5 protein-coding genes are annotated in these 14,308 nt (G+C 68.1%); 1 reads left to right on the plus strand and 4 read right to left on the minus strand.

From position 1 onward, the window contains the following. Positions 1-66 precede the first annotated feature (66 nt). Positions 67-1,767 (minus strand): PD-(D/E)XK nuclease family protein, encoded by a 1,701-nt coding sequence (locus tag ABT130_RS22060; RefSeq protein WP_350957872.1) that lies wholly within the window; start codon positions 1,765-1,767, stop codon positions 67-69. Positions 1,768-1,970: 203 nt separating this feature from the next. Here ABT130_RS22060 and ABT130_RS22065 point away from each other — a divergent pair, with 203 nt between their 5' ends. Beyond that, positions 1,971-3,467 carry a serine/threonine protein kinase gene (locus tag ABT130_RS22065; RefSeq protein WP_350957874.1) on the plus strand — a complete coding sequence of 499 codons (1,497 nt, stop codon included), beginning with the start codon at positions 1,971-1,973 and terminating at the stop codon, positions 3,465-3,467. A 126-nt stretch (positions 3,468-3,593) separates the two neighbouring features. On the opposite strand, the gene ABT130_RS22070 is transcribed toward ABT130_RS22065, so the two are convergent. The 3 genes from ABT130_RS22070 to ABT130_RS22080 all read right to left on the minus strand — a co-directional run bounded on the left by ABT130_RS22070 (position 3,594) and on the right by ABT130_RS22080 (position 13,810). After that, positions 3,594-5,726 (minus strand): N-6 DNA methylase, encoded by a 2,133-nt coding sequence (locus ABT130_RS22070; protein WP_350957876.1) that lies wholly within the window; start codon positions 5,724-5,726, stop codon positions 3,594-3,596. Positions 5,727-5,891: 165 nt separating this feature from the next. Beyond that, positions 5,892-7,937 (minus strand): MBL fold metallo-hydrolase, encoded by a 2,046-nt coding sequence (locus tag ABT130_RS22075; RefSeq protein ID WP_350957879.1) that lies wholly within the window; start codon positions 7,935-7,937, stop codon positions 5,892-5,894. After that, positions 7,934-13,810, minus strand: coding sequence for a hypothetical protein (locus tag ABT130_RS22080; RefSeq protein WP_350957881.1), 5,877 nt, complete (start codon positions 13,808-13,810; stop codon positions 7,934-7,936). The genes ABT130_RS22075 and ABT130_RS22080 overlap by 4 nt, the downstream gene beginning before the upstream one ends. Between the last annotated feature and the right edge of the window lie 498 nt (positions 13,811-14,308).

Here is a 14,308-nt window from a genome sequence, read left to right on the forward strand (position 1 = left end):
CTGATGGGGTTCCTCGGAGAAGGGCGTTCGGCGGATCGGGTGAAGGCCTGTCTGGGGCCGGTGTTCTCAGCGGGAGAAAGCAGGCGGCGTGCCGAGGTGCTCGCGACCGGGGCGGCACCAGTCGAGGGCCTCGCAGCCGACGCAGTGCCGACCGGGGTTCGGGGGGTAGGAGGTGTCCCGCAGCCAGGGACCGGCCATCTCAGCGACAACCGCGCGAGCCTCGTCGACGACGGAGGGGAGTCCGGGGTCCAGTTCCTCCAGGCCCCCGTCGTCCGGGTAGAGCATTTCCAGTTCGATCCGGGACCGGCGCATGTCCCCGCCGAGCACCCCGGAGGCCATCATGAGAACGGCGAGGGCGAGCTGGGGGTAGGTGCGCATCAGGGGCCTTCCCTCCCACAGATGGTTGCCCGCAGTCTTCGTCTCCCGCCAGATCCACCCGCCTCCGCGTGTGTGCAGGAGGTCGGGGGTGGCGATGACGACGACGTCGAGTTCGGGGTCGTAGCAGGTCAGCTGCGGCTGTACGCGCACCTGCTCGCCGGGGCCGAGCCCGTCGAGCGGGCACAGGGCCGCGTGCTCGGCGATCATGCGCGCCCCCGCTCTGGCCTCGTCGCCGCTGAGGACGTGTCCTCCGGCGGACCAGTCGCCCGGGTCCTCGGGGCACGTCACGTGCCGGCATCCCTGGGCGGGAAGGGCGGCATGCCGCTCGTTCAACCAGGCGTCTACGGCACGCCCTCTCAGGATTGCGGCACTCTCCGGACGCGGGGACCTCAGCTTCAGCTGCCGGGTGAGATGGAAGCGGGCCGGGCACTCGTGGTGGGCTCGCAGGTCGCTGGCGGACACGCTGCGCCGTGGGCGCGGTCTGCCGGGAGAGAGGGCCAGCACGCCGGGAGCCCTGTGCAGCGCCGTACATCCGTTCAGCGCCTTGCACCCGACACAGCTGGAGCCGGGAACGTGCTCGGCGCCGTCCACCGCCCGGCCCAGGGCGGGTACGGCATGCTCGGCATAGCGTTCGCGGACCTCCTCCACGTCCCAGTCGATCAAGACGGCGCTGCTGCCGTCGCCACAGCCGACGCCCACGACCCGAACTCGCCGGGGACGGGTCGTACGAGCGGCGGGCAGCCCTTCCGTCGGTCTGTAGGGCTCGCCGTATTCCGCCGTGCTCGGGACGCCGAAGGCGACGGTGTGGGCCGCGGCCGCCAGCTCCGCCTTGGAACGTTCCTCGTTGACGGTGCCGAAGGACAGCAGCCACAGTTCGCGGACACTTCCGTCGGAGGAGGCGTACCGGCGTCCCCAGGCGGTCTGCTCGTAGCGCGTCGCGCCGCGATGGTCGGGTGACCTGAGAACCTGCCCTGTCACCCACTCGTCCCGGACGGGGTGGGTGCGCGCGGCCCCTTCGGCCTCCTCGGCCGCGCGGGCGGCCAGATAGCGGGACGCCGCGACGGCGGTCCACTCGACCAGTCCGGGATGGGCGGGAGGGCGGCCTTTCCGGTCGAAGGTGCCACGGGTTCGGCGAAGGTCCTCCATCGCCTGCGTGACCGTCACTCCCTGATGTTCAATGAGGTCGAGCATGTCCATCAGCGGTTTCAGGGTGAAGCCCTGCAGCCGCTCGTAGCGGCGTGGCGACCCGGGAGCGGCCCGGATCCAGGGACGGGCCTTGACCGCTACGGCGACGGGGCAGTCCCGGGTGTCTTCCCGTGCCGAGGGCAGCCCGGTGCGCACGAGTGAGCCATCGCCGGCGGTGCCCAAGGGGGGAACCCAGGCGGTCATCTGAACCCCTCTGTTCGATCGCGGCATATGAGTGGGGCTCCTGTGGCGGAGCGGCAGTGAGTGGTCTCAGGAGAGCATCTACTGTGAACTAAGTCAAGTGATGAACTCTCGCCTCTAAAGTTCACGCTACACTGCTTCCGTCGTTACAGAAGGCGACATGGGCGATTTGCGAGACGGGTGTGAACGCCGGTCGGAAGGTGGACATGGAGCCTGGGGACATGCTGGACAGCCGCTATCGGCTGGAGAGGCTTCTTGGCCAGGGCGGTATGGCCGAGGTCTGGGAGGCCTACGACACGCAGGACGGCCACGAGGTCGCCGTCAAGGTCGTCCGCCCCGTCCGGGACCTCGTTGGCCACTGGTTCGACACCGAGAACATGCACCAGGGCCGGACGGAACTACACGGTCGATTCCGGCGGGAGGGGGAGGTGCTGGCCGGCCTGAGACACCGGGGCATCCCGGAGTTGTACGGCAGAGGCACCCACGGAGACCGCCCCTACATCGCGATGCGGCTGGTGAAGGGCAAGTCGCTCCACCGGTTCCTGGAGACCCAGTGGCCGTTCGCGCGGTCCGTGGTGATCGCGATCGCCTACCAGATCGCCGACGCCCTCGCCTGCGCGCACGCCGCCCAGTTGGTCCACCGCGATCTCAAGCCGCACAACGTGGTCATCGACCGCGACGGCACCGTCGTTCTCATCGACTTCGGGATCGCCCTGCCCTTGCGCCCCGGTGTCACCCGCTACACGGCACAGGGAACGACGGTCGGCAGCAAGGGATACATGGCGCCCGAGCAGATCAGGGAGGAAAGACTCACCCTGCACACCGACCTGTACGCCTATGGGTGCGTGATCCACGAGCTGTTCACCGGTCGGCAGCCGTTCGGGACCGAGACAGGGCTGAGCATCGTCAGCCAGCACCTGGAGAGCGCCCCGCCGTCGGTCCACGAGTTCGCCCCCTGGGTACCGGACGACATTGCCGAGATCATCCTGCGGCTTCTGGCCAAGAACCCCGGCGACCGGCCCTCTGATATCCATGCCGTGCTGAAGGTGCTGAAGCCCTACCTTCCCGTCCCGGGAGAGGCGGCTCCCGACCCCCGGGTCGACCCCGACCCGACGCTCGGGTTCAGGGCGCCGGACGGATCTCCCGCCGCTGCCGTACGCCAGCCCCCGGCAACACCGCGGGCCGCTCGCTCACGCCGCGCGGCCACCTGGGTGAGTCGTCGCAACGTCGAGGAGGTCCTGGCCGAGGTCGGTGAGGAGTTGGCCGAGGGGCGGGCCGGACCCGCCACCGAGCGCCTCGCCGAGATACTTCCCGCCGCGCGGCGTGATTTCGGTGCCGACCCGCTGGTCCGGAGGGCGCGGAGGGCGTGCGCCGACAGCCTGCGTATCGCGGGAGACTGCGGCCGAGCCGGTGACCTCTACCGGCAGCAGGCCGACGACCTCGGCCGGGCGTCCGATCCGGCGGCCCGGGCCGAGAGGCTCGTCGCCCTGCTCAGGGTCGCCGAGTGCCGCATCCCGTCCGGAGAGATCGACGCCGCGCTGGACGGCCTGCGCGACGTGGTGGGCGAGGTCGTCGCGCTGCCCACCGAACTCGCCGAGCCGGTCGTCGTCCTCTGCGAGGATCTCGGTGTCGAGCTGTCCGAGCTGCGCCGGGAGACGGAGGTGAACGAGATCCTCGCGCCGATCAGGCGCCGCGGAGCGTGATCCTCGTCAGATGAGCGGTCACCCGGGGAAGTGCGTGGGTACGGGTGTCACCCGCCTCCGATCACGCGACGCCAAGACCGGCCGGGCGATCGCTCGCGTCCTGTTCCGGGAAGTTTCCGGTGGAGATCATGCCAGGATTCCCGGAAGCCTTCCGGCGGCGATACCGTCGGTCAGCCCGTTGACCAGTTCCCTGCCGATCGTCCCTGCCTCCCGCAACGACCTTTCAAAGACGGTGAGTCGCCGGAAGGCCTCGCCGTAGCGGCGCTGCTCCTCGAGAGGAAGCCGTAGTACCTGCAGCCTGCGGACATCGATGCGGGAGGATGTCGAGGCGTGGGTTCCCGCCTGCCTCGCGTTGGCCGGGGCCCGCAGGCAACCGGCCAGGAACCACGGGTCGAGCAGTGCCGGATCCACCCGAAGGGCGAACAGTTGCGAGCCCAGCACCGTGGGGGCATCGGTGTCGACCCAGGCGCCGAACGCCCGGTAGGCCCCGACGACCACCACCTCCTCCGGGACGGTCACGGTGAGGGTGCCCGCCGTCTCACCCGCCCAGGCCTCGCGCCCAGGTAGCCAGCCGGACGGTCTTCCTCCGACCAGCACGTCGGTGACGGTCAGCAAGGGCACGGCGTCATCGGGGGCGTCACCGGTGCGCACCGCGCCGTCCGCCGGTTGCTGCCCGGCCCGCAGCGTCATCGCACCCGCCCTGACCAGGTCCCCCACGGTCACCGTGCCCTGACCCGCCGGTTCCTCGCCGCTCAGTTCGAGCGCGGACAGGGCCGCGGTCAGATCCCGCAGTTCGTGGAGCAGGGTGCCGAACCGGTTCCACGAGCGCCGCAGGCCCAGGTCCGCGGAGGCCACCGCCTTCGGGATGTGCCGCGCCGGGGTGAGGTCCACCTCGTCGTCCAGAAGGTCGATCACCGGAACCACGGTGTGACCGGCCGGCAGGTCCCTACCCCCGTCTTCCGCTCGGATGGCCGAAACCACGCGCCTGTGCAGGAGAGGCCAGTCGATAGCCGCCCTGCCGGTCCTCTGAGTCCCTCCTGACAGCTCCGGCTGCATATCGGCCGCATCGACCAGGAGTACCCCGGCACCCGGCCTCGTTCCGTCTTCGGCCGGTGCTCGCAGGACCCACAGGTGCAGCGCGACGCTGTGCGGGGGTGCGGCCCCCGGTGGCAAGGCGATCACCGCGCGCAGTACGCCGGTACGGAGCAGTCCTGCCCTGATTCGGCGCCCCGCCCTGCGGGAGGCGACGCCGGGCGGCAACAGCAGCACCGCCGTCCCGCCGGGCGCCAGGCGGCTAAGTGCGTGCTGTGCCCAGGCCAGCTCCGGTTCGGTGCGGGGAGGCAGGCCGTACGTCCAGCGGGCATCGGTGGCGAGTTCCTCGTATCCCCAGTCGCGCTCGTTGAACGGTGGGTTGCACAGCACCACGTGGGCACGGACACCGGGATGGGGGTCGGCGCGCAGCGTGTTCCCGGCTCGGATGTCCACCTCCCGCCCGGTCTCATGCCCCGACGGATGCCCGGCGAGCAGGATTCGTACGGCGGCCAGCGCCGCCTGGGTCGGGTCGACGTCCTGGCCGAGTAGTTTCAGCGGGATGCCCGGGGTGTGCGCGCCCCCCTTGCCGGCCCACTGCCGGGCGGCGGCGAGCAGCAGACCGCCGGTGCCGCACGCGGGGTCGAGCACGGTGCCGACGTCACCGACCTCGTCGTCGCGCGACAGCTCGGCGACCTTGGCCATCAGGGTCGCCAGCGGGCGTGGTGTGACGCCGATCTGCCGGACGTGGGTGTCGAGCCAGCGGCCGAGCAGGAAGTCGAAGGTCTCCCGTGCCCCGTGTTTCCTCGCCAGGCCGACCGCGCGTTCCACCAGGGACCGTTGAGCCTCGGAGAGGCCGGTGCTGTCCGGGAACTCCTCCGCCGAGCCGGGCCGGGTAGGGGAAACGGTGCCTGAGGAGCCCGTCTCCTCCCGGACGAGCCGGGCACCGGCCACGGCGATCGCCGTTCCCATCGCGTCGCGGTCCCCGAGTGCCTCGAACTCCGGCCACAGCCGTTCCCTGTCGCCGACCTCATCAAGCTTCCCCTGCCGCCTCAGCCACTCCTCCACCTGGGACAGCGCGAACTGCGGGCTGGTGTCCGTGCCGCCGACCGGCGCGGGAAAGCTGTCGTGGCGACGGCGCCAGTTACTGACGGCCGCGCGCCCGACACCGGCGATCCTGGCTATCTCCGCCAGGGTGACGGAGACGGACGGGTCGACAGAATGAGGCATTGTGTCTCCGAATAGGGGACAGGACAGTGACGATCCCCACCATGGGAAGGCACGATTGCCCAGGTAGGAAGGCATCGTGGCTTCCCTATGGAGGTCTCCCGGCAGCCTATCCGTTGACTTAGTTCACCTAGGAGTCGACCCGGCCGTAGAAGCACGACCCCATGGTCAGACCGATGCCCCTCCGTGCCAGGGGCCGGTCGGCGCCACGCGGTGGTGGCGTATTTGTAGGATTCTGGCGAAGTCCCGCTGGCGCGACGGGACACCGTGCACCAACATCACCTGCCGGGCCGAGATCTCGTCGGCGATTTCGAGCAGCCCCCGCTTGTCGGCGTGTGCCGAGAGTCGCATCTTCTCGATACGGGCTCTGAGGGGAATCCTTCTCTCCACGCCGTGGTCGTCGATGGGCAGATACGAGGCGCCCTCCTCGGAGAGTCTGAGCAGCCTGGCGCCGCCGGACTCCTCGTCCTGGTACCCGGAGAGAAAGAGCGCGCTGTTCGCCTCCGGCAGGATGCGTGCCGCCCACTGCACGGCGGGCCCTCCGGTGAGCATGCCCGACGTGGTGATCACCACTCCGGAGGTGAACCGGTCGAGATCGTCGGGGCGGTTGGCCCGTGTCACATTCCCGCCGACGATGCGCAGCGGGGAGTCATGGTCGGCGGTGATGGTTTCAAACGATGCGGTGATGTCCGCGGCCATTCCGTCGAGCAGCACCGGTACGTGGGGCAGCCTGCCTCGCATGATCAGCGCGAGTTCTTGAGCGCGACCGAGCGCGAAGGCGGGAATGAGAACACGCCCACCGGCCGAGTGGACGTCTTCGACGGCTTGGATCAGGTCGTTGACGCGAGTCTCCCGCGCATCGTGGATTTCGCCGCAGCAGGTGGACTCCATCACGAGCAGGTCCGCCTCGTGTGCCACGTCCGGGATCCGGTAGCCGTCCACGGTCTCCTGGCGGAATCCGGAAATATCGCCGGTGATGACGACGCGCTGGTCACCGGCCTGGACGACGACTCCGGCGGCTCCGAGGATGTGGCCTGCGGGGAAGAGTTCGAGCGTGATGTCCCCGATCCGGCGCCGCACGCCGTATGGGACCTCCTCGCAGCGCTGGGCCGCGGCCTTGACGGCATATTGCTGGTAGAGGGTCTCGCCGCTCGCTCCCCAACTGTTGTAGGTGTGTTGTCGCCGGTCCATCAGCTTCGCGGAGTCGGCCCACATGGTGGGCATCAACCGCACGGTCGCCGGGGTCGCGATCACTCGCAGTTGCGGAATCCACTCGACCAGTGCGGGAACATATCCGCAGTGGTCCGTGTGAGCGTGGGTGACCACCACGGCGTCGATCGGTCCGCTCAGGGCCTGGTCGATATCGCGCGGCGGCTGGGCCGGATCACCTGGGCGCAGTCCGGCATCGACGAGCAGCCGGGTGCCTCCGGCTTCGACGAGTACGCAGGAGCCGCCGATCTCGGTGGCGCCCCCCAGGGGCAGGACGCGTAGCTGGAGTTCCCGGGCGACGCTCACCCGAGGCTCCGGCCTGACGTCCGGAGGAGACACGATCGCCTGGAGCGCCGCGACGAGCGTCTCGGGCTCGATGCCCGCGGTCTTCGCCGCGAGCGCGAGAAGCGGAGTGACGGCAGAGGGCGGCCGGTTGAGTGGATCTAGGCTTTCGGCGTCGCCGTCGGGTGTGCCGGGTGAATGCCGCAGGGTGCTGAGGAGACCGGCGGCGGTCGCATGCGGATCACCGAGACGCCGCTGGAGGGTCGACACCTGGATTCCCAGCTCCTCGGCGCGCTTTTCGGCGTCCTCAAGAGCGGCCCTGGTACTTCGAAGCTCCGTGGCGGTGTGCTCGTTCCGGCCGATGACCCGCTCCAACCGGGCACGTAGGTCGTCGACTTTTCTCTGGTGTCTCCGTAGCCGGGTCTGCTGGAGGCGATTCACTCTGTTCAGCTGTTCCGCCAGCCGGAGTCCCGCCTGGCGGACATCGTGGTCAGCGGAGAGCAGTAGCGTCGCGAGGGCCCGTGACTCCGGCTGGTCGGGAATCCGGAGATCTCTTCGAAGAAGATCCCGAAGTCCTTGGAACCTGACCAGTGCCTCGATGAGCGTTTCCCGCTGGGCGGTGACGAACTGATCGACGTCGTGTTCCCGTCCGGCCAGGGCGGGCCGGGACAGGAACACCTCGGCCACCGCGCGGAGTATCGGCAGCAGCGGATCCGGTGTCACCGAGACTGCTCCATCCGCCGGGTCGCGTTCATGAGGACGGATTCGCGTTCGAGCTTTCCGTCGGTGCGGGGTACGAGCGCGCCCAGCGTACGGAGCACCTCGACCAGGTCCGCGGTGGAGATGTAGCCTTCCTCCCGCAGACGGGATTCGGAAAGCGGATGTCCCTCCTCCTCCGCTCCGGCCAGAGCCAGCAGGTCCGCGATCGTCTCCGAGTCGTCGGCGATCTCGGTCAGCCGCACAAGCTCACGCCAGGCGGACCCCAGAGCCGTACCGGAGAGAACCCCGGTGGACCTGACGAAATCATCTGGTCTTTGGTGGAGATATGTCCGGCAGGTCTCCAAGGCGTGTTCGCGGTCGATGTCGGGCCTGCTCAGGTCCTGGATCACCTTGCTGATCAGAACCGGCCACCCGCCGGTGACCCGCAACAGTGCCCCCTGACTGGTCTCGTCCTGGAATCCCAGCCCTTCCTCGTGCATCCACTGCCGAACTCCTGGCCGGTTGAACGGCTGCAGCTCCACGAGGTTGGCCGTGCTGGTCAGATCGTCGATCTCGTCTGTGGCCATGTCCGCCCCACGGCCGACCGTCAGCCACTGCAGGGCGTGTTCCGGTGGGGCGATCACGGCGATGGCGAGAGTGCCGCCGCTGGACAGCGAGACCGCGCGAGAGGCCGAGCGCATGATGCCGGTCCCCTTGATGTGCGAGAGGCCGGAAAGATCGACGATGACGAGGTTGTGTCCCGAGCTGTTGCCGGCCCGCTGTATTGCTCCGTCGAAGGTGAGGCCGTTCTCGCCGACCCGCCATGTCTGCGCCTGGCCGTGCCTCCTGGCCTCGTCCTGAAGCGCGGACGCCACCCGGTCGAGCTGCAGCGCCTTCGAGCCGGCGATCAGGTGAAGCACGTTCTGCCGGCGCAGCAGCCAGGAGACCTGACTGCCGGTCAGCGGGGAACGCTCTCGGTGTCCCAGGTAGGCGGCACGGTAGGACTGTGCGTCGAAGGAGTCGGCCTGCTCGAAACTCTCGGCCTGTTCGAGGACGGCCTCGACCTCGTCGGCGCCGCCGAGCAGGTTGAGGATATGTGGGGTGCGCAGCCGGTAACGTTCCCGATCGGCGGCGAGAACGCCGAGGTTGACGCACTCCTCCAGGAGCCCGCGGAAACCGTCACTGGAGGAGTCCTTGAACCCTTGGGGCCACCATCCCTGACAGGAGGTCCGCAACTCGCCGGCCGTCATCGTGGCGTCCGCGCCCGCGTCGAGAGAGTGGAACGCCACCACGTAGGCGATGACCTTGTACCGTTTGTCCAGGTTGAGCGTCAGCTCGAAGCGGTCACGGAACCCGCGGGCCAGTTTGTTGTCCCGCCAGACGGCGTCCACATCCTCGCGGGTGATCTCGTAGGGCAACGCCGCCTGCGGGGCGGGAAGCCGTCGCAGGCGGGTCAGCAAGGACTCCGCGAAGAGCTGGATCAGGGCGGGGGCGTTGTTGGCCTCCGCGATCACCCGTGAGGCGAGGGTGGCGGGGAAGCGCAGGCCGAGCGCGGCCAGTGGCCTGGTCAGCAGGTTGAACGCGTCCTGCGGGTCGAGCGGCCCGATGGCGATGTGTGCTCCGAGATGTGCCAGTGGCTGGTTCGACAGGCTGTCGAAGCGGGCGGTCTTGTGCAGCCCGGCGAAGACGACCTTCACCCTGTGGTCGGTCTCGTTCATCAGGTTGCGCAGGGCGATGACGTTGCTGAACGCGCGCCGAGCGTCCTCGTTGAGGAACTCGTCGGCCTCGTCCAGCAGGATCAGCAACTGCCGCGCCGGATCCTCCTCGATCCACCCCTTCACACCGTGGCAGATCTCCTTCGGGTCGGAGAGTGTCCTCGCCGACTGCGGAAGGATCTCGGCGGCGGCGAGTTTGCCGGCGAGCATGGGCCAGAGCGACTCCACGGGGACCATCCGGCCGATGTCCTGAATGATCTCGAAGATGATCTTCCGGTCCGGATCGGACCTCCGGATCTGCCGCTCGGCCTTGCGGAGCAGGGCGGACTTGCCGAGCTGCCTGCCGCCGTAGACGAACGAGGAGCCCGTCCTGCTCATGACCTCCTGCAGTTGGTCCGAACGTCCGTAGAACATCTCCTCCGGCACATCTCCGGTGGGCGCGTACGGGTTGGCGGAGCTGAACGGCGCGAGCAGGCTCACCGTGGAGGTCCAACTGGCCTCGGGCAGTAACGCGAGATAGCTGACCGCGGCGTCGTCGATGACGGCCGTCACCGGAATGGGGCGTTTGCGGCTGACCGCGATCAGCTGGCGCCGCTGCTCCACGGTGAGAACACCGAAGTAGAAGACCAGGACGGTCTGGCCCTCCGGCTGTTCCTTCAGCCATTCGACGACCTGCTGCGGTCCCGGGGATTTCCACACGAGCAGCAGCTTGAGGCGGCCACCCGACGGGCTCATCCTGGATCCGAACGCCGGCAGCAGGGCCTCGCCTATCGTGCTGACATTGCTGAGGGCGACCCAGGTTCGGTTCTGCGCCTCGTTGTGGCCGGCCTCCTGGTCGGCCTCAAGGCCGATCATCTGTAACACCGCCGCGATGGCGCTTTTCAGGTTGCCCGCGGCCTTGGGGCCCTGGGACATGGTCTGCCAGAAGCGCAGACCGTATTCCGACACTCCGGACCGGCCTCTGGGGATACCGGAGACCGACAGCCCCGCCTGTGTCAGGACGTCGCCCAACTCGGGATCGGTGACGTCGTTCTTGAACTTGAGGGCGTCCTTGAGCTTCTGGAGCCAGTCGTCGCTCTCTGGCCGCTGCCGTCTCGATGAGCGGGAGGACATGCCCTCGAAGGCCCTGGGGAAGTGAGGGAAGAACCTGCTGAGATGGTCGACGGCGTCGGAGCGTTCGGGAAGCGGCTTGCCAGCCTGTGCCTGCGCGATGAACTCGTGAGCCGTGGTCAGGTCGCCTACGTCGATGAAGCCCTTGATCCGCTCCTGAACCTCGGCGACGTTGGAGTTCTCGGCGCTAAGGACGTCCAGCCGCTCATGCTCCACGGCGATCCTGTCATCACGGATTTTTTCCGCTTCCCGCTTCAACTCCTCTAAAGCGTGGAAAATGATGCCGAAGTCATCCCGCTCGTCACCGGCCAGTGTCTGGAGCGTCGCGGAGAAGCGGGTCGAGGCGATCTCGGGGAGCACACCGTCCCGGCGCCACTCCGCGATCTGGTCACGGATGTCCTCGATCCGATCGCCGCGCTCATGCCTCGCGGCGGAGACGAGTTTCTCCCGGCGGCTTCGGAGCTCGGCTGCGAGTTCCTGGTCCTGAGCGGACAGGACGGCGATGACAGCTCGAGTGCCCTCGTGATCGCCGAGATCGGCGCGTGCGAGAAAGGCGGTGTGCCAGTCTCGGCCACTTTCACCACACAGGGGCGTGAGCAGGCTCAGGACAGGGGTCTCGTACGGGACCAGGGTGTCGGCATCGACTCTGATCGCGGGAGAGAACAGGAGATCGCCGTTGAGCACATGGGCGATCGGGGGCTCGGACTCCGGCGGGGGACCTCCGTCCAGCAACCTGAGGGTGTCGCGGATCAGCGTTGAGGCGGCCAACGCGGCAGCGGCCAGGGGCTCCGCAGAGTCGGCGAGCCGTACGAGCTCCTCCTCCGCCTGAACCCTGTTGTTGTTGACTACCGTACGAAGGTCGTTCAGCGCCCCGACAACCGAGGGAACGCCGAAGCTGTCGGTACGCAGCGCCTCCACCTCGTGGACGGCCGTCACCCAGGTCGCCACGATGTCCAGAGCTCGGTTGACCTTCTCCACCAGCTTGATCCGCGCGCTGGAGTGGATCCGGCTGCTGCCGCGGTTCGACGTCCGCTCCTTGGCCGCGGCGTCGATCGTCCGGTCGATCATGTGACCGGCACGGAGCTCCTTGAGCTTCGCCCTCGCGTTCCGCATCTCGGACTCGTCGTCGCGAGCCGCGACTGCGAGCAGAGCACCCAGAGGGGCGTTCTCCTGGAGCAGGAATTTCCATACCTCGGTGGCCCGTTGAAACTTGATCGTCTGAGAGGGGGCCTCCTCAAGAAACCTCAACGCGGCCAAGGAGGCGTCTTTCCGGTTGTTCTCCGCCTGCGAGGCGTTCTGCAACCTCCCCGACAGACCCGGCACGAGATAGGCGCCGTCCTTGGCGACCTTGGCGAAGGCCTTTCCGTACGCGGTCAGCGCCGGGAAGTCGGAGACCACGGGGGAGAGGTCCTCAATCAGCGGGGCGGTCTCCGGGGTGGGATGGATCAGACCGGCTCGTATCGCCGCGGCCCAGCCGAGCAGCTGCCCGGCCGTGTCCTCGGCGAGGGCCTTCGACGTCACGTTCGCGGCCGATTCGTTGAACACGGCTGACAGCCGTCCGGCGAACTCACTCATCTCGGCGGCCATGGCAGCACACCGTCGTGCGTTGACCTCGGCGCTGGGGCGGCCCGCTGCCACGCGAAGCCAGGCGGCCAGACCCAGTTGTCCGGTACGGATCGCCTCCGCCTCGGCCTCGGCCGCCTCCGAGGGAAGTCTCGCCGGATGGTCCGTGGACGACGGAGAGGGAGAAACATGGTCGATCGCTGTTATCTCAGGGCGCGCCGGTTCCTCAGAGTCCTCGTTCACCGGCGTGATCCCGGCCGCGGGGTCGGCGGGGAAATCGGGGGAGGTGGGACCGCCGGTCACCGCTATGGCAGGTTCGCCCGGGGGAGTCCGCTCCGACTTCGCGGGCTCCCGAACGGACGTCTCCGCCGGCCGCGTCAGCCCTTCCTCCAGGAAGGCGTCCAGGTCGGCCAGCTCATCCTGATTCTCCGTGGGGGGAGGGAGAGCGGAGCCCTGAGCCGGTGACGGCGTTTCCGGCTCGTCCGTCGCGGGGGCCGTTCCTCCGTCGTCTCGCTCGTCCTCGCCAGGCTGATCCTCCTCGGAGAATCCGCTGTCCGCGGGGGTGGGCGAGGCGATGTCCGGTCGCTCGGGAACCGTCAGCCGACCTCGCACCGCGGCTACGGCCACGGCGGCCCAGCTGTCCGGCGCTTCCCGCCTGAACTGCTCCTGCAACTCGGATGTTCGGAGGAAGGCGTCCTGGTCATCGCCGTCATCGGTGAGGCGGATGAGCTCGGCGAGCGTCTCCAGGATCGGAGACTCCCTGCGGGCGGCGGCACGGACCTCTTCCAGCAGTGTTTCCAGGACGGGTGGACCCTCAAGGTGAGCCAGCGCGAGTATCCGGCGACGTTGGGAACTCGCCGCCACGACATGGTCGAGAGTCTGCTGAAGGGCGGCCACCGTGCCGTCGGTGATCGTGGAGTTGGCCGCCGATGCGAGCCGGTCCCGCAGTCCGTCGAAGCCGGTGACGCTCCGCGCGATCACTTCGAGATCGCGGTCAAGGGGCCGGCGTGCGTCCGCGCATGCTCGCTGCACGTTTCCGGCGGCCTCGGCGGCCTTCAACAGCGTCTGGCGCAGACGGCTCATCTCTTCTCGTAACGCCTCGATGGAGTCCACGGCGGCAGGGGGCGTCTCACTCGTCGCGGATTCTTCTGGCTCTGTCGTCAACTCGAACTCTTCGGGCTCGTAGTGGTCGGGCGCTTCGATCGTGTCGGGATCCGAATCCTCGGCTGTCGCCGAGGGGAGAGACCAGAGGGCCTCGCGGAGTTCGGACAGCGAGATCGGTGTTTCCGGGAGATCGGGATGCAGGGTGCGCAACCCCTGCCAGGCGGTGCGAACCTCTTCGGCGGCATTCGAGCCCATGCGCTCGGCGGAGGGGACGAGCAGGGCGAGTGCCACCGGAGACAGCGGAACGTCACACCGGCAGATGTGTGCGATGACGAGATCGGCGAAGTTGTCGGTGAGGTGCCTCGTGTTCGCCAGTGTCTCGGCGAAGACGGGCGCCGAGGACATCACCTCGGCGGCAGAACCTGGCCGTAGCAACCTCGTGCAGGCGTCCGTGGTGAGCTCGTCGTGATTTCCGAATCCAGAGAGAAAGGGCAGGCTGAGAACGTTGATGAGCGACGAACTCCGCTTCCTGTCGCTTCCCCGGAGCGTGTGCACAAGATTGGTCGCCGCTGATTTGCTGATCGACCGCATATCAGACAGCCCCACATGTCGCAGTATTTCCTTGCGTAAACTCGGGGGGTACCCGGCGACGCTGGACAGGAGGTCATCCACGGTGACCCTGGCCGCCACCTCCGCTACGACCAGATCGATATCCGTAAACGCTTTTTGTTCCCCGCCATAACCTAGAGGTGCGGTGTGGTGGTTATGTGGACCTTTCTTGGTGCAGTGCTGCACTGTCGGCACCCCCACCTTCCGTATTGCTGGCCCATATCGTATGGTCGTGTGCCGTTGAATTCCGTGTTTAGCAATAAAATGCGGTCATCTGGGAGAGAGGGTTGGATC

Origin of the sequence: Streptosporangium sp. NPDC001681, from assembly GCF_040298085.1 — a bacterium.
In the GTDB taxonomy this organism is placed as follows: Bacteria; Actinomycetota; Actinomycetes; order Streptosporangiales; family Streptosporangiaceae; genus Streptosporangium.

Coding starts and splice junctions, on each gene's coding strand:
- ABT130_RS22060 (WP_350957872.1), bottom strand. CDS start 1,767: ATGACCGCCTGGGTTCCCCCCTTGGGCACCGCCGGCGATGGCTCACTC.
- ABT130_RS22065 (WP_350957874.1), top strand. CDS start 1,971: ATGGAGCCTGGGGACATGCTGGACAGCCGCTATCGGCTGGAGAGGCTT.
- ABT130_RS22070 (WP_350957876.1), bottom strand. CDS start 5,726: ATGCCTCATTCTGTCGACCCGTCCGTCTCCGTCACCCTGGCGGAGATA.
- ABT130_RS22080 (WP_350957881.1), bottom strand. CDS start 13,810: ATGTCCTCGGCGCCCGTCTTCGCCGAGACACTGGCGAACACGAGGCAC.